At 72.0% G+C, this 15,666-nt stretch carries 16 protein-coding genes; 7 read left to right on the forward strand and 9 right to left on the reverse strand.

Going from position 1 to position 15,666, the window contains the following annotated elements; translation table 11 throughout:
- Positions 1-15: 15 nt before the first annotated feature.
- On the reverse strand, positions 16-1,149 hold the full coding sequence (gene menC / locus DC432_RS03270) for an o-succinylbenzoate synthase (protein ID WP_116536664.1): 1,134 nt from the start codon (positions 1,147-1,149) through the stop codon (positions 16-18).
- A gap of 141 nt (positions 1,150-1,290) precedes the next feature.
- On the opposite strand from menC, the gene DC432_RS03275 reads away from it, so the two are divergent.
- From DC432_RS03275 to DC432_RS03285, 3 genes are all read left to right on the forward strand, one after another.
- Complete coding sequence (locus DC432_RS03275; RefSeq protein ID WP_116536665.1) at positions 1,291-2,106, forward strand: SDR family oxidoreductase; 816 nt, start codon at positions 1,291-1,293, stop codon at positions 2,104-2,106.
- A 5-nt stretch (positions 2,107-2,111) separates the two neighbouring features.
- Entirely contained in the window at positions 2,112-2,309 is a 198-nt protein-coding gene (locus DC432_RS03280; protein WP_116536719.1) for a multidrug transporter, read from the forward strand.
- Positions 2,310-2,554: 245 nt separating this feature from the next.
- Entirely contained in the window at positions 2,555-2,743 is a 189-nt protein-coding gene (locus tag DC432_RS03285; RefSeq protein ID WP_108317656.1) for a DUF2795 domain-containing protein, read from the forward strand.
- A 13-nt stretch (positions 2,744-2,756) separates the two neighbouring features.
- Here DC432_RS03285 and DC432_RS03290 read toward each other — a convergent pair whose 3' ends face one another.
- From DC432_RS03290 to DC432_RS03300, 3 genes are read right to left on the reverse strand one after another with little or no spacing between them, the layout of a single operon-like run.
- The gene (locus DC432_RS03290) at positions 2,757-3,443 is read right to left on the reverse strand and encodes a GNAT family N-acetyltransferase (RefSeq protein WP_116536666.1); all 687 of its coding nucleotides are present in this window, start codon (positions 3,441-3,443) and stop codon (positions 2,757-2,759) included.
- Between the two features lie 27 nt (positions 3,444-3,470).
- Positions 3,471-4,793: an MFS transporter gene (locus DC432_RS03295; RefSeq protein ID WP_207770734.1), complete on the reverse strand. Its 1,323-nt coding sequence runs from the start codon at positions 4,791-4,793 to the stop codon at positions 3,471-3,473.
- A 10-nt stretch (positions 4,794-4,803) separates the two neighbouring features.
- On the reverse strand, positions 4,804-5,433 hold the full coding sequence (locus DC432_RS03300) for a TetR family transcriptional regulator (protein WP_116536668.1): 630 nt from the start codon (positions 5,431-5,433) through the stop codon (positions 4,804-4,806).
- Between the two features lie 81 nt (positions 5,434-5,514).
- Between DC432_RS03300 and DC432_RS03305 the strand changes: the two genes are divergently transcribed.
- Both DC432_RS03305 and purU read left to right on the forward strand, forming a co-directional pair.
- The gene (locus DC432_RS03305; RefSeq protein ID WP_116536669.1) at positions 5,515-6,633 is read left to right on the forward strand and encodes a zinc-binding alcohol dehydrogenase family protein; all 1,119 of its coding nucleotides are present in this window, start codon (positions 5,515-5,517) and stop codon (positions 6,631-6,633) included.
- Between the two features lie 47 nt (positions 6,634-6,680).
- Positions 6,681-7,562 (forward strand): formyltetrahydrofolate deformylase, encoded by an 882-nt coding sequence (purU, locus tag DC432_RS03310; RefSeq protein ID WP_108317416.1) that lies wholly within the window; start codon positions 6,681-6,683, stop codon positions 7,560-7,562.
- Between the two features lie 164 nt (positions 7,563-7,726).
- Here the strand turns inward: purU and DC432_RS03315 are convergent, their stop codons facing one another.
- The 4 genes from DC432_RS03315 to DC432_RS03330 all read right to left on the reverse strand — a co-directional run bounded on the left by DC432_RS03315 (position 7,727) and on the right by DC432_RS03330 (position 12,020).
- A complete protein-coding gene (locus tag DC432_RS03315) occupies positions 7,727-8,620 on the reverse strand; it encodes an FHA domain-containing protein (RefSeq protein WP_243393008.1) in 894 nt (297 codons plus the stop codon).
- Positions 8,621-8,634: 14 nt separating this feature from the next.
- Positions 8,635-8,910, reverse strand: coding sequence for a hypothetical protein (locus tag DC432_RS03320; protein ID WP_108317417.1), 276 nt, complete (start codon positions 8,908-8,910; stop codon positions 8,635-8,637).
- Between the two features lie 119 nt (positions 8,911-9,029).
- Positions 9,030-9,998 (reverse strand): serine hydrolase, encoded by a 969-nt coding sequence (locus tag DC432_RS03325; RefSeq protein ID WP_243393009.1) that lies wholly within the window; start codon positions 9,996-9,998, stop codon positions 9,030-9,032.
- Positions 9,999-10,040: 42 nt separating this feature from the next.
- Complete coding sequence (locus DC432_RS03330) at positions 10,041-12,020, reverse strand: M13 family metallopeptidase (RefSeq protein ID WP_116536671.1); 1,980 nt, start codon at positions 12,018-12,020, stop codon at positions 10,041-10,043.
- A gap of 87 nt (positions 12,021-12,107) precedes the next feature.
- On the opposite strand from DC432_RS03330, the gene DC432_RS03335 reads away from it, so the two are divergent.
- On the forward strand, positions 12,108-13,436 hold the full coding sequence (locus tag DC432_RS03335; protein WP_116536672.1) for an MATE family efflux transporter: 1,329 nt from the start codon (positions 12,108-12,110) through the stop codon (positions 13,434-13,436).
- A gap of 36 nt (positions 13,437-13,472) precedes the next feature.
- Here the strand turns inward: DC432_RS03335 and DC432_RS03340 are convergent, their stop codons facing one another.
- Complete coding sequence (locus DC432_RS03340) at positions 13,473-14,150, reverse strand: TrmH family RNA methyltransferase (RefSeq protein ID WP_116536673.1); 678 nt, start codon at positions 14,148-14,150, stop codon at positions 13,473-13,475.
- Positions 14,151-14,230: 80 nt separating this feature from the next.
- On the opposite strand from DC432_RS03340, the gene DC432_RS03345 reads away from it, so the two are divergent.
- Entirely contained in the window at positions 14,231-15,661 is a 1,431-nt protein-coding gene (locus DC432_RS03345) for an Nramp family divalent metal transporter (RefSeq protein ID WP_116536674.1), read from the forward strand.
- Positions 15,662-15,666: the final 5 nt, after the last annotated feature.

A 15,666-nucleotide genomic window follows, 5' to 3' on the forward strand; every position in this document is an offset into this window, starting at 1 on the left:
GAGAGCGGCCTGCTCTCACCGCGTGATGCGCTCGCGCCGCACGGTGACCGCCTCGAGCGCGGCCCAATCGATCTCGACGCCCAGGCCCGGGCCGGTGGGGACGCGCACGTGCCCGTCCTCGATCACGGCCGGCTCGGTCACAATGTCGCGCGTGTAGAAACGGGCGGATGCCGAGATGTCGCCCGGCAGCGTGAAGCCGGGCAGGGCCGCGAGGGCGGCGTTGGCCGCGCGGCCGATGCCGGTCTCGAGCATGCCGCCGCACCAGACGGGGACCCCCGCCGCGAGCGCGCGATCGTGGATGGCGACGGCCTCGAGGTAGCCGCCGACCCGGCCGGCTTTGATGTTGATGATCGCCGCGGAGCCGAGCGCGAGGGCGTCGGCGGCGGCCTTGTCGCTCACGATCGACTCGTCGAGACAGACGGGGGTGCGCAGTCGCTTCGCGAGGGTCGCGTGATCGACCAGGTCGTCTTCTTGCAGGGGCTGCTCGATCAGCAGAAGCTCGAAGCGGTCCAGTTCGGCGAGGGTGTCGGCATCCTGGAGCGTGTAGGCGGAGTTGGCATCCACCTGAAGAGGGATGCCGCCGAACGCCGCACGGACGGCGGCCGTGTCGTCGACGTCTCGACCGGGCTTGATCTTGATCTTGATCCGCACGTAGCCCTCGTCCAGGTAGCCGCCGACCGCGTTCACTAGCGCATCGGGGTCGCTCTGGATGCCGACCGAGACGCCCGACGGCACCCGATCCTTCACGGCGCCGAGGTACGCGCCGAGGCTGCGCCCCTCGGCGCGGAGGGCGGCGTCGAGCACGGCGAGCTCGAGACCCGCTTTGGCCATGCGGTGGCCGACGACGGGGCTCAGGATGCCGGCGACCCCCTCGGGCGCGAACGTCCGGCGCTCGAGCAGGGCGGGCACGAGGAAGCGCGACAGGACGTCCCACGCCCCCTGCGTGTACTCGCTGGAGTACGACGGCTCGGACTGCGTCACCACTTCTCCCCAGCCGCGCCCGTCGGGCGTCTCGGCCGTCACGATGATCACCTCGCGCACCGTCTCGGTGCCGAACGAGGTGGTGAACGGCGACACGAGCGGCATGTGCAGCACGCGCAGCTCGACGGCATCGAGGGTCACGGGCGTGGCGGGGCGGATCAGCGGCATGACGGCAGGCTAGCGGGGGCGGCGCCCGGGCGGGGGCGGCGGCCGAGCGGGGGCCGCACAACGGCCGGGCGACCGTAACGCGCGCCGCGCGCGGTGGCAAGGGACCGGGAACGCGGGGCCCGCGCGCGTAGCGTCGCCCGCATGAGCGACGACTTCACCCCCCGCCACGCGATCGTCACCGGCTCCGACTCGGGCATCGGTGCGGCCACCGCCCTCGCCCTCGCCGACGCCGGCATCGACGTCGCGATCACCTACCACTCCGACAAGGACGGCGCCGAAGAGGTCGCCGCCGCAGCCCGCGCGCGCGGTGTGAACGCGATCGTCGCGCAGTTCGACGCGACGGACTTCGACACGGTCCCGGATGCCGTCGACGCCATGGCCGACGAGCTCGGCGGCCTCGACGTCTTCGTCAACAACGCCGGCGGCGGCATCGGCGGCAGCTTCCTCGACCTCGACTTCGAGACCTGGCGCACCGACATCGCTCTCAACCTCGACGGCGCGTTCCTCGCCCTGCACACCGCCGCCCGCCGCATGGCGAAGGCCGGCCGCGGCGGCCGCCTGATCGTCGTCTCGAGCGTGCACGAGCACCAGCCGCGCGTCGGCTCGGCGCCGTACGTCGCCGCCAAGCACGGCGTCGGCGGTCTGATCAAGACGATGGCCCTCGAGCTCGGCCAGCACGGCATCACCGTCAACGCGGTGGCGCCCGGCGAGATCGCCACGCCGATCAACGACATGTCGGCCGAGGACGCCGACCGCATCCACCGTCCCGGCATCCCGCTCGGACGACCGGGCAAGCCCGACGAGGTCGCCGACGTCATCCGCTTCCTCGCCTCGCCCTCGGGGTCGTACGTGACCGGCGCCAGCTGGGTCGTCGACGGCGGCATGCTGCAGATGGGCCCGCAGGCCGGTTCGCACATGGAGTCGGACGCCTGGCGGTCCGCGGGCGAGAAGGAGTGACGACGGTGAGCGACGACAAGAGCTTCGACGAGAACCGGCACGACCAGCTCACCACCGCCCCGAACGCGACCGAGGCCGACGCGGCTCCCCGCATCGACGTGAGCGAGCACGACGGCGTCACCCGTATCGACATCCGCGATGACGCCGAGGTGCGCCCGGGTCCCGGGCAGGGGATGCCGGAGGCGGACGGCTCCGACGGGTGACCGGGGGCGTGCGGGGCCCGCGACGGTTCCGCACGCTCAGGATCGGCCCCCTTTCCGGGGCTCCCGAGGCGTAAGGAGCCCCGGAGATACCCCTGTGTCAAAATCGACGGTTCTTTCGGCGAAGAAGGCTCTCGCGCCCGTTCCGGGGATGCCTACAGTCGCTCAAGGCTCTCCGCCTCCTTCACCGACGCACCGCCGCCCACCGTCGAGCGGCACGCGCGTCACGGCCCCCACCGGAGCACGACATGGACGCATTCCTCCGCACGATGGAGTACCCCTGCACCAAGGACGACCTGCTGCGCGAAGCCGAGCGCGCCGGCCTGGGCGAGCGCACCGTGCAGCGCCTGGTGGCCCTGCAGGACCGCTACTTCCACGGTGCCCGCGACGTCTTCGTCGAGCGTCCGCGCCTGGTGATGGGCACCGCCCCCGCGTGACCGTCGTGCGGGTTCACCCGGTGATCAGGTAGCCGCGGCGGTCGAACCCGCCGATCCGACGACCGGATGCCAGGTGCCCCCGCAGTTCGTCGCGCACGCGGACGCGCCACGCAGCCGCGGCCGCCGGGTCGCTGCGCCGCAGGGTCTCGACGTCGCCCGGCACGGCCACCACGCCCGTGATCTCGGCATCCTGGGGCTGCGGAGCCGCGGGCTCGGCGAGCGCCCACGACACCATCAAGCGGTCGGATTCGTCGCCGCGGTTGACCTCGTCGTCCATCTCGCCGTACTGGTTGACCAGGTACTCGGTCACGCGCGCGCCCAGCACGGCCAGGTTGAAGTGGGCGTTGCGCGGGATGAGCGGGTCGAAGGTCCAGGTGATGCGACCGACGCCGCGCTCGAGCGCCCAGTCGCGCTGGTGCAGCTTGAGCAGACGCCCCAGTCCGCGCCCCTGGTGGCCGTCGACGATGCCCGTGATGTGCGAGTGCAGAGACCGCGCGGCCGGGGGTCCGAAGAACGCCGCGGACGCGCCGATCATCTCGTCGCCGTCGTAGAGCCCGACGACGTAGTTGCCGGCGTGCTCGAGCGCCCGCAGGATGTTCGCCGGCATGGTGCCGCGCTCGCCCCACACCCGGTCGAGCACGCGCGCGGCCTCGTGGATCGCGTCGACGGTGTCGAGGGTGCGGATGTCGATGGATGCCATGACTCCGAGTCTCGCAGGACCCGTCGATCAGCGCGGCAGCACGCCGCCCACGTGACGGATCGTGCGCCCGCGTTCGATGACGATGGCGATCCCACCGACGAGCCACAGCGGCACCTGGGTGAGGAAGGCCAGCCGGAACGCGTCGAGCGAGTACGTGTCGGGACTGCCCGCGCCCTGCACGTCCATCGCGATACCGATGAACAGGATCGCCAGCAGCGCCGCGAGGAACCCGCCGCCGTTGACGATGCCCGTGGCCGTGCTGAGCCGGTGACTGGGGGTGAAGGTGCGCGCGTGGTCGAAGGCGATCATCGACGCCGGTCCGCCGGTGGCGAGGGCGAACATCAGCACGATGAGCAGCCACAGCGGTGCGGGTCCGGGCCAGACCACGACGACGATCCACACGACCGCCTGGAACACCACGGTGGGCAGCACGAGCCAGCGCGAACGCCGGCGCGGGTGCCGGCTGCTGAGGGCCCCGATGACCGGACCGCTCAGGATGCCGAAGAACACGAACAGCGTCATGATCGCCGACGCCGTGGCCGGCTCGAGTCCCTCGCCCGCGGTGAGGAAGGGGAAGCCCCACAGCAGCATGAACGCGGTGCCGGCGAAGGGCGTGGCGAAGTGCGACCAGAAACCGAGACGCGTGCCGGGGTGCGCCCACGACTCGCGGAACCCCTGACGCAGGTCGGGTGCGGACCGCACCACCCGGATCGCCCCGGTCTCGGTGTTGACCGAGGTGTCGACCGGGTCGTCCCGCCGCTCGGGCGGCCGGTTGCGGATGATCAGGAACGTCAGGATCGCGAAGAGCACGCCCAGGCCCGCGACGCTGCCGAAGGCGACGCTCCAGCTGGCGGCGTGCAGCAGGGCGGCGAGCGGCACGACCGCCACGATCTGACCGAGCTGGCCGATGATGCCCGTCAGCTGCACGAGCAGCGGCGCACGCTGCGCGGGGAACCACGTCGCGATCACGCGCAGCACGCTCGGGAAGATGGCGGCGTCGCCGGCCCCGATCAGCACACGGGCCAGGATGCCGATCCCCACGGCATCGGCGAAGGCCATCACGAGTTGTCCCACCGCCATCAGCACCATGCCGATCGCGATCATCGGCCGCGCCCCGAAGCGGTCGAGCAGCAGGCCGACGGGGATCTGCATGGCGCCGTAGACGAACAGCTGGATGACGGCGAACATCGACAGCGCCGAGGCATCCGCCCCGAAGCGCACCGCGGCATCCACTCCCACCGCCGACAGCGACGTGCGGTTGACGATGGAGACGACGTAGGCGAGCACGCCGACGATCCACAGCGTCCAGGTGCGCCAGCCCGGCCGATCGAGGCTCAGGCTGCTGGTCACGCGTTCCAGGCTATCCCCGCCCACCGACATCGGCCGCGGGGCCGGCGGGCGCGGCGGGCCGCGACTGTGCGGCGACGTCTCCGCCGAGGACGGCGGCCATCTCGGCCCGGACGCGCTCGAGGTGGTCCTCGAGGGACCCGCCCGCGTCATCGGTCGCCCACTGCTCGAGCGCCGTCTGCCACAGCTCGATCGCGACGCCGGCGACCACCCGCGCGCGCAGGGCATCGACCCCGCGGTCCCGGTACCCCTCGATCAGAACCTCTCGCAGATCGGCCTGCTTCTGCAGGTCGCGCTCGCGCAGGGCGGGCTCGGCCGCGATGAGGCGCCGCGCGGCGACGATCTCGGTGCGGCGGGGCTCGAAGCGCTCGGTCGCGAGGGTCAGGAACCCGGTCCAGGCGACGGCGAAGGGCGAGAGGTCGGCGGGGGTCGCGGCCAGCATCGAGGCCGCGAGGCGCGGGATCTCGTCGCCCGCGAAGAAGACCTCGCGTTTGTCGCCGAAGTGCCGGAAGAACGTGCGCCGCGTCACGCCGGCGCGCTCGACGATGTCGGTCACGGTGGTCGCGTCGAAGCCGCGCTCGACGAAGAGCGCGAGGGCGGCTGCGCGCAGTCGGTCGCGGGTGTCGGGCGCCCATCTGGCCATGCCGTGATCCTATGCGACGACACCCGGTGTCATCACGCTTATCGTGAAGACACTCCGTGTCATCACGAGGAAAGGCCACCCATGCCCACGCACTCCGCCGCGACGCTCGCCACGCCCCGCGCCCCGCTCACCGTCGCCTCGAACGACACCCCCTCCCCCGCCGCCGACGAGGTGCTCGTCCGTGTGCGCGCCGTGGCGATCAACCCCGTCGACTGGGTGATCCAGGGCACCGGACCCGTCACGTACCGCTGGTTGCGCACCCCGGCCGTGCTCGGGTCCGACCTCGCCGGAGAGGTCGTCGCCGTCGGCGCCGACGTGACGCGCTTCCGCGTCGGCGAGCGCGTCTTCGGCCTCGCCACCGGCACCGACCGCGGTCGCGATCCCCTGCGCGAGGGGGCGTTCCAGGAGTACTCGACCCTGTTGGAACGCCTCACTTCCCCCATGCCCGACGACCTCGGCGACGAACAGGCCGCCGTCCTCCCCCTCGGGCTCTCGACGGCCGCGTGCGCGCTCTTCCAGCCGCAGCACCTCGGATTGCGGATGCCGGGCACCCCGTCATCCGCTACCGCGCCCGGCGTGGTGGTGGTCTGGGGCGGCTCGACCAGCGTGGGGATGAACGCCATCCAGCTGGCGCGCGCCGCTGGCTACGACGTGGTGAGTACGGCATCCGCGAAGAATGCCCAGACCGTCCGCGCCCTCGGTGCCGAGACGGTCGTCGATCACCGGTCTCCGACGGCGGTCGCGGACCTCGTCTCCGCCATCGACGGGCGCGCCGTCGTCGGGGCCGTCGCGCTCGGCGCCGGCTCGACCGACGCCTGCCTCGACGTGATGTCGCGCACCGGCGGGGCGCGCCTCGCCATGGCGAGCACGCCCCTCTCGCTCGACGCGCTGGCCGGGCGGCGCCGCCTCTTCCCGGCGATGCTGCCCGTGTTCACCCGCATCGGGCTCGCGACGCTGCGCTCCACCCTGCGCGCCCGGCGTCTCGGCATCCGAGCCGCATTCGTCTGGGGCAGCAGCCTGCGCGACGACGAGATGGGCCCGCGGCTGTGGCGCGAGGTCGTCCCGCGCCTGCTCGCCGACGGGTCGCTGCGCCCCCTGCCGGCCCCGCTCGTGGTCGGCGAGGGCCTCGGCGCCGTGCAGGGCGCCCTCGACCGCCAGCGCGCGGGCGTCTCGGCGCAGAAGGTGGTGGTCCGCCTCTGACGCGACACCTGGTCGGCGAGGCCACCCGCACACGGCAGAATGGTCCGATGGTCTCCGCGAGCCCCCACCTGCAGCCCGATCACGCCTGCCTCATCGTGCACGGCAGCGACACCCCCGGCATCATCGCCGCGGTCTCGGCGCTGATCGCCCGCCAGGGCGGCAACATCGTCGCCTTCGACCAGTACTCCGACGACCCCCGCGGAGGCGCGTACTTCCAGCGCGTGGTGTTCCACCGTCCCGACCTCTCGGCGGCCCTGCCCGAGATCCGGGCCGACATCGCCACCACCCTCGGCGAGGGATTCGAGCTCGAATGGACGCTCACCGACCTCTCCACGCCCAAGCGCATGGCGATCCTGGCCTCGAAGCAGGACCACTGCCTGCTCGACCTGCTGTGGCGTCACCGCCGCGGCGACCTGCCCGTCACCATCCCCATGGTGGTGTCGAACCACACGACCGCGGCCGACGACGTCCGCTCGTTCGGCGTGCCGTTCTTCCACGTGCCGTCGACCCCGGGTCCCGACAAGTCGGCGTCCGAGGCGCGGATCCTCGAACTGCTCGTCGGCAACGTCGACTTCGTCGTTCTCGCGCGCTACATGCAGATCCTGTCGGCCGACTTCCTCGAGAAGATCGGCGTCCCGGTGATCAACATCCATCACTCGTTCCTGCCCGCCTTCATCGGCGCCGAGCCGTACAAGAAGGCCAAGCAGCGCGGCGTGAAGCTCATCGGGGCGACCTCGCACTACGTCACCAGCGACCTCGACGAGGGCCCGATCATCGAGCAGGACACCGTCCGCGTCACCCACGCCGACTCCTCCGCCGAGCTCGCGCGCCGCGGCGCCGACGTCGAGCGCCAGGTGCTCTCGCGCGCGGTGCTCTGGCACGCCGAGGACCGCGTGATCCGCCACGGCAACCACACGATCGTCTTCTGACCCCGGGATGCCGAGACCCGGCATCCCGTTCGACTTCGACCCTGCCTCATCGGCGTCGAGGCCGCCGAACACCGCGAGACTGCAGCTGGCTGACGAGTCGGTTGCAGATTGCAACGGTTTCGTCAGCCAGCTGCAGTCTCGGCGTCAGAGGGGCCTCGGGGACGTCACTCCGGGTCGGTCGCCCGGCTGAGCGGACCCGAGCCGCCGCGCGGCGGTTGCTTGCGCTGACGCGCGAACTCTCCGCCCTGCCGTCCGCCGTAGGGGCGGCCGTGGTCGGCGAACTCGGCGCGGAAGTACGCCAGCCGCCAGTCGCCCAGCTCGATGCGCGCGCCGGTGCGCAGGATGCGCCCCCCGCCGTCGCGCCCGGGTCCCTGGTCGCGAGCCCCGCCGCCGCCGATCTGGTCGAAGCCGTACAGCACGTACTCGTCGTCGCCCTCGTGACGGATCTCGGCATGGACCGGAGCGAGCCCCGGCAGCCGCAGGTCGGCCTCTTCGCCCGACCCGATGACCGTCTTGGTGGGCAGCAGGTCGAACTCGCGCGGCCGCGACCCATCCCACGACGAGTCGCCCACGGCGAAGATCAGCCGCGGCCGGCCGGATCCGGGCGTGTAGTGCGTCGTCGTGATGCGACGCCGCACGGTGCGGTTGATCGTCGGCACGAGCGGCAGCGGTGTCTCGGGCGGAACGGGGAACGTCAGCGTCCGGTCGCCGTTGCGCCGCACGAGCAGCGGAGCGACCGCCGCCACCGAACCGAGTCGGATGTGCTTCGACCCGGTGATGACTCGCTGCAGAGCGCCGCTCTTGACGTCGCCGAGCTGCAGGATCGGCCCGTCCGGCCCCTCGAGCTTCACGGAGATGCCCCGGGATGCCAGGGCCTCGGCGACCGTGGACAGCTCGGCGAGCGTGCGGCGGCCGTTGCCGGGCAGTCGCGAGGGGTCGCTCACGACGATGCGCACCTCGGTGCCCGCGGCCGTGATCGTCCCCTCGAACGGCGGGACGTCGGCATCCCGCCCCTCTTCGTGCTCGGAGAAGGCCAGGTCGATGTCGAGGCGCACCATGACGGCGCCGCCTCTCAGTTGCCGCGGTACGGGTCGGACCCGGCCGCGGTGTCGTCGCTGGTGGTGACGCGCAGGGTGCCGTTGAGCTTCCAGGTCGCGCGGGGGGCGTCCGGACCGATGTCGCGGGGCACCTCGACCGTCATGTCGACGAAGGAGTAGTTGACGGCGGCACCGCGGCCCGTGAGGTACGACCACATCTCGCGGCCGAGGTCGGTCCAGTCGGTGATCGAGTGGCCCTCGGGGCCGCTGTTGTTGGCGAACGGGTCTGTGGTGGCAGGAGAGTCGGACATGGCTTCGGTCCTTCCTTTCGTATCGTGGCCACCAGCGTCCCAGTGCACTGCGCCGCAGACGAGGGATTGCGTTCGCGCCCCGGTTGGGGCACGATTCCGATACCGCGGCGCCCCACCGCTCAGTACACGTACTCCATCAGCTCGACCCCGAGCACGCGGAAGGCGTCGTGCGCCCGCAGCCGGTGCGCGATCGACAGGTCGTCGAAGTTGGCGACGAGCGCGTACGCCACCCCCGCGCGGGGCCCGCCCAGCACACCCGCCTCGGCGCGCACGCCGGCGGCGCGACCGGTCTTGTTGACGAACAGCAGCCCGTGCTGGTCGTTCTCGTGCGAGAACGGATCCAGGCCGGTGGCGGATGCCACGAGCGAGAGGTCGTGATTCAGGCTCAACCACTCGGCGACCTGGGCGCTGACGCCGGGCGACACGATGGTCGAGTTCACCAGGCCCGCGAACACCTGGGCCATCTCGCGCGCGGTCGACAGCGCGACGTGCGGAGCATCGTCGGGACCGCGGTCGTCGCGGAAGCGGTCCAGCAGTGCCGTGCGCCGCAGCCCCAACTGCTCGATGCGCGCGCGGACGGACTGCAGCCCCGCGCGGTGCAGCAGCGCATTGGCCGCGAGGGCATCGCCCGTGGACGCGGCGAGCATCGCCAGGTCGGTCAGCGGCAGCGCCGGGGCCTTGAGGTGCTGCCAGGTTCCCCCGTGGGCCGCGCCCGGGACGGCGGCGCGGTCGATGATCTCGAGCGGGTCGAGCCGACCCGACTCGAACGATGCCGCCACCTCGATCAGCAGCGGCACCACACCGAGTCCCGCGACGGGCAGCGTCAGGAAGTCGTCGCCCGCCAGCACCTCGGACCCGCCGTCGAGGTCGTCGATGCGCACGGCCACCTTGGCCCCCGAGGCGGCCAGCTCGTCGAGCGCCCGCAACGTCGCCGTGAACGACCGTCGCCCCGCGGCAGCCCGTCGAGGCAGCCGCTTCGGTCCCTTGCGCCCGGCTCCGCGCAGGGCCGGGGAGTCGCGACGAGGCGACTCCACCGGCCCGCCGACGGGATCGGACGGCGCGGGCTCGGGAACCGGGGGCATGCCCACGAGCGTGGCTCCTTCGGTGTCAGCAGGACAACAAACGCGACCTCACCAGATGGTGACGCGCTGGTCGGCGTCGAGCCACAGCGCGTCGCCCTCGTTCACGTCGAACGCCGCGTAGAACGCGTCGATGTTACGCACGATCTGGTTGCAGCGGAACTCGTTCGGCGAGTGCGGGTCGATGGTCAGCAGGCGGATCGTCTCGGCATCCCGGCCCTTCTGCTGCCAGATCTGGGCCCAGCTGAGCAGGAGGCGCTGGATGCCGGTGTACCCGTCGACGACGGGACCGTCACCCTCGGTTTCACCCTGCTCCGCCAGGTACAGGCGGTACGCGGCGATCGCGATGCCCAGGCCGCCCAGGTCGCCGATGTTCTCGCCGATGGTGAGCTTGCCGTTGACGTGATGCTCTTCGCTCAGGCCCTGCGGCACGAGGGCCTCGTACTGGGCGATGAGCGCGCTCGTGCGCTCTTCGAACGCCGCGCGGTCGGCATCCGTCCACCAGTCGCGCAGCGAGCCGTCGGCGTCGAAGCGGCTGCCCTGGTCGTCGAAGCCGTGGCCGATCTCGTGCCCGATCACAGCGCCGATGCCCCCGTAATTGGCGGCGGCGTCGCGGCCGGCGTCGAAGAACGGGTACTGCAGGATCGCCGCGGGGAACACGATCTCGTTCATGAGCGGGTTGTAGTACGCGTTGACCGTCTGCGGGGTCATGTACCACTCGTCGCGGTCGATCGGCTGGCCGACCTTGGCGAGCTGGCGGTCGTGCTCCCACACGTGGGCGCGGCGGACGTTGCCGACCAGATCGTCGGCGTGCACCTCGAGGTCGGAGTAGTCCTTCCACCGGACGGGGTAGCCGATCTTCGGCACGAAGGTGTCGAGCTTGGCCGTGGCGCGCTCGCGCGTCTCGTCGGTCATCCACGTCAGCTCGCGGATCGACGAACGGTACGCCTCGATCAGGTGGGCGACCAGACCGTCCATGGCGTCCTTCGCGTCGGCGTTGAAGTGCCGCTCGACGTAGACCTTGCCGATCGCTTCGCCCAGGGCCGCCTCGGCGAGGCTGACGCCGCGCTTCCAACGCTCGCGGTTGACGGGGACGCCGGTCAGCTGCGTGCCGTAGAACGCGAAGTTCTCGGACACGAAGGCCTCGGTCAGAAAGGCCGCCGCGGCGTGGACGATCTTGAAGCGCAGCCACGCCTTCCAGTCGTCGAGACGCTCCTCGACGAGCAGCGCGCCGAGCGACTCGATGAAGCTCGGCTGGTACACGACGACCTCGGCGAGCGCGTCCTCGTGCCCGGGGGCCACTCCCGCCCGCCAGGGCTCGAGGTCGACGCCGGCGAGGCGGACGGTGTCGTCCCAGCTCTTGAGGTTGTACGTCTTGACGGAGTCGCGGCTGTCCTCGCGGCTCCAGTGGTGCGCGGCGAGGTCGGTCTCGAGGGCGAAGATGCGATCGGCGGATGCCGCGGCCTCGGCGACCCCGGCCAGGCCGAGGATGCGCTCGATGTGGCCGCGGTAGGCGGTCCGGGTGTCGTCGAAGTTGTCGAGGCGGTAGTAGCTCTCGTCGGGCAGCGAGATGCCGCCCTGGTAGACGACGGGGACGTAGCGCGTCGGGTCGCCCGGGTCGGGCTCGACGAAGAGCGTCAGCAGGCCGCTGATGCCGTCGCGCTCGAGCTCGCCGATGAGCCGGAGCAGGGAGGGGACGTCGGAGACGCCGTCGACGCGCTCGAGCTGGGGGTCGATGGGCGCGTGGCCCTGCGCCTCGATGCGGTCGGTGTCCATGAAGCTCGCGAACAGGTCGCCGATCTTGCGGGCTTCGCTGCCCGGCTCGGCGTCCTGCGACTCCTGGACGATGGTGCGCACGTCCGCCTCGGCCTGCTCGGCGATGAGGTGGAACGAGCCCCAACGGGCCTTGTCGTCGGGGATCTCGGTGCGCTCCAGCCAGCGTCCGTTCACATGGCGGAACAGGTCGTCCTGCGGGCGGATCTCGTCGCTGAGCTCGTCGAGCGCGAGACCGGAGCGGGGGGTGTCGGTCATGCACACAGGATAAGTGCCGCGTCTCCATGCGGGCTCGGAACGGCGCCGCTCCCGCCCGTGTCGGAGGTCCGCCCTAGGCTCTCAAACGTGACGACCAGCCCGCCCGAGACGCTGAACCGCTCGATCCTGCGGCTCGCGGTGCCGGCCCTGGGCGCGCTGATCGCCGAGCCCCTGTTCCTGATCGTGGATGCCGCCATGGTCGGCCACCTGGGAGTGGCCCCGCTCGCGGGACTCGGCGTGGCCGGCGCCGTGCTGCAGACGATCGTCGGGCTCATGGTGTTCCTCGCGTACTCGACGACGCCCGCGGTGGCGCGGCGGTTCGGCGCCGGAGAACCGGGACGCGCGGTGTCGGTCGGCATCGACGGCATGTGGCTGGCCCTGGCGCTCGGGGCCGTGCTCGCGGCCGCCGGGTCGCTCGCCACGAGCGGGATCGTCGACCTCTTCGGCGCCGCGCCCGACGTGGCCGAGAACGCCCGCACCTACCTCGCGATCTCGATGTGGGGGCTGCCGGCGATGCTCGTCGTATTCGCCGCGACCGGACTGCTGCGCGGTATGCAGGACACCGTCACGCCGCTGTGGATCGCCGGCCTCGGCTTCGGCGCGAATGCGCTGCTGAACGCCCTCTTCATCTACGGCTTCGGCTGGGGCATCGCCGGATCGGCGATCGGAACGGTCGCCGCGCAGTGGGGCATGGTAGGCGCGTACGTCCTGGTCGCCCGGCGTCTCGCGCGCCGGCACTCGGCGTCCCTGCGCCCGCAGCGCGAGGGCCTCAGCGGCACCGCCCGCTCGGGCGGGTGGATGTTCCTGCGCACCGTGAGCCTGCGCGTCGCACTGCTGGCGACGGTGGCCGTGGCGACGGGCCTCGGCTCGGCCGAACTGGCGGGGTGGCAGATCGCCTTCACCATCTTCTCGACGGCGGCCTTCGCCCTCGACGCGCTCGCGATCGCCGCGCAGGCCCTCGTCGGTCGGGCGCTCGGCGCCGAACAGAACGACACCGTCGACCGGGTCCTGCGGCGGACCAGCGCGTGGGGCGTCTGGTTCGGCGTGATCGTGGGCGCGGTCATCGCGGCCGCCTCCGGCGTCATCGGCCTCGTCTTCACGGGCGACGCCGCGATCGCCGCGCTCATCCAACCGGCGCTGCTGGTGCTCGCCGTCGCGCAGCCGCTCGCGGGATTCGTCTTCGTCCTCGACGGGGTGCTCATCGGGGCCGGAGACGCGCGCTACCTCGCCCTGGCGGGGGTGCTCAATCTCGTGCCCTACGTGCCCGCGCTCGTGCTCGTCGCCCTCTTCGCCGGGGGCGGGCCCGCCGGGCTCGCGTGGCTGGCGGCGGCGTTCTTCGGTGTGTACATGCTCGCTCGGGCCCTCACGCTGGGCCTACGCGTGCGCGGGGCGGCCTGGATGACAGCCGGGGCCTGACGGCCCGCCTCTTCGGCACTTCGCCCGCGTCGGGGGTCACGCCCAGCGGCGACACCACTCGTACATGATCACGGCAGCCGCCGACGCGGCGTTGATCGACCTCGTCGAGCCGTACTGCGTGATCTCGATCACCCCGGTCGCGGCGGCGATCGCCTCGGCCGACAGCCCCGGCCCCTCCTGCCCGAACAGCAGCACGCACTCCCGCGGCAGATCGGCCCGATCGACCGGAACCGAACCGTCGACGTTGTCCACCGCGACGACGGCGAGGCCCGCCTCCCGGGCCCAGGCCGCGAAGGCGGCGACGTCTTCGTGGTGGCGCACGTGCTGGTAGCGGTCGGTCACCATGGCACCGCGGCGGTTCCATCGCTTCTTGCCGATGATGTGCACCTCGGCGGCGAGGAACGCATTGGCACTGCGCACGATGGAGCCGATATTGAGATCGTGCTGCCAGTTCTCGATGGCCACGTGGAACGAATGCCGCTTCGCGTCGAGGTCGGCGACGATGGCATCCATCGTCCAGTAGCGGTACGCGTCGACGACGTTGCGGCGGTCGCCCTCGGCGAGCAGCTCGCGGTCGTACCGGGGATCGTCCGGCCAGGCCTCGGGCCCACCCGGCCAGGGACCCACCCCGTGCGTCGCTACCGCGGAGTCCGGCGGCGACGCCTCGGACACCGAGGCGGCATCGCGCTGCGGCTGGGGGTCGTCGGCATCCATCACCGATCCAGGCTAATCGTGCAGCGCTCCGGCTCCGGCCGTAGCTTTTCGGGTACCCGAAAAATAGATACAGTTTCGGCATGCCGAAAACAGCGGATGCCACCACCCGCCGCCACGCGCCCGGTCGCGCGCTGTGGCTTCTGGGTCCGGCGCTGGTCGCGGGCGTGGCCTACCTCGATCCCGGAAACGTCGCGAGCAACCTGACGGCGGGGGCGACGTTCGGGTACCTGCTGGTGTGGGTGGTGGTGCTGGGCAACGTCATGGCGTGGCTCATCCAGTACCTCTCGGCCAAGCTCGGCATCGTCACCGGAGAGAGCCTGCCGCAGGTGCTCGGGCGCCGCATCCGCCGACCCTGGGCCCGGCGCGCGTACTGGCTGCAGGCCGAGTTGGTCGCAATGGCCACCGATGTCGCCGAGGTGATCGGCGGAGCCGTCGCCCTGCACCTGCTGTTCGGCATCCCCCTCGTCTGGGGAGGAGCGATCACGGGGCTGGTGTCGATGGGGCTCCTGCTCGTGCAGACGCGTCGCGGGGCGCGGGCCTTCGAGACCGTGCTGATCGCTCTGCTCGTGATCATCGCGGTCGGGTTCTCGGCGGGACTGCTCTTCGCCCCGCCCGACGCCGCCGGGGTCGCGAGCGGACTCGTCCCCCGCTTCGAGGGCACCACCTCGGTGCTGCTGGCCGCCTCGATCCTGGGGGCGACGATCATGCCCCACGCGATCTACGCGCACTCGGCGCTCGCGCGCGATCGGTTCGCTCCGGCGGCGGGGGTCGTGGCGGGTGTCGGGGACGCGTCGAACGCGGAGGTCGCGGCGGGGGCGGGGACAGCGCTGGGTGCGGGGGGGACGGGGGTCTCGGCCGGCAAAACGAGAACGGCGTCGCGCGCGGAGCCGACGGACGCGACCGTCACCGAGAGCCCCGACGCCGCGAACCGCGCCCTGGAGCGCGCGCGGGGCCTCTCGACCCCGCGCCTGCTGCGGGCGACCCGCTGGGATGTCACGATCGCCCTCGCCGTGGCCGGCACCGTCAACCTCGCGATCCTCCTGCTGGCGGCGGCGAACCTCGCCGGGGTCGAGGGCACCGACAGCCTCGAGGGGGCGTACGCGGCGCTGCGCGACGGACTCGGCGCGGCCGTCGCGACCCTGTTCGCCGTCGGCCTGCTCGCGAGCGGACTCGCCTCGACCTCGGTCGGCGCCTACGCGGGAGCCGAGATCATGAACGGCCTGCTGCGCGCGCGGGTCCCCCTCGTCGTGCGTCGCCTGGTCACGCTCGTGCCGGCGCTGCTCATTCTCGCGGCGGGCGTCGATCCCACCCTGGCGCTGGTGCTCAGCCAGGTGGTGCTGTCGTTCGGCATCCCGTTCGCGCTGGTGCCACTGGTCGCGTTGACCGCTCGCGCCGAGGTGCTCGGCATACATCGCAATCGCCGCGTCACCACGATCGCGGGGGTGCTGGCATCCGCGTTCCTCATCGCCCTCAACGTCACGCTCCTGTGGCTGGTGTTCAGCGGCGGATAGGCTGA

Source organism: Microbacterium testaceum, from assembly GCF_003075375.1.
Classification (GTDB): domain Bacteria; phylum Actinomycetota; class Actinomycetes; order Actinomycetales; family Microbacteriaceae; genus Microbacterium; species Microbacterium testaceum_E.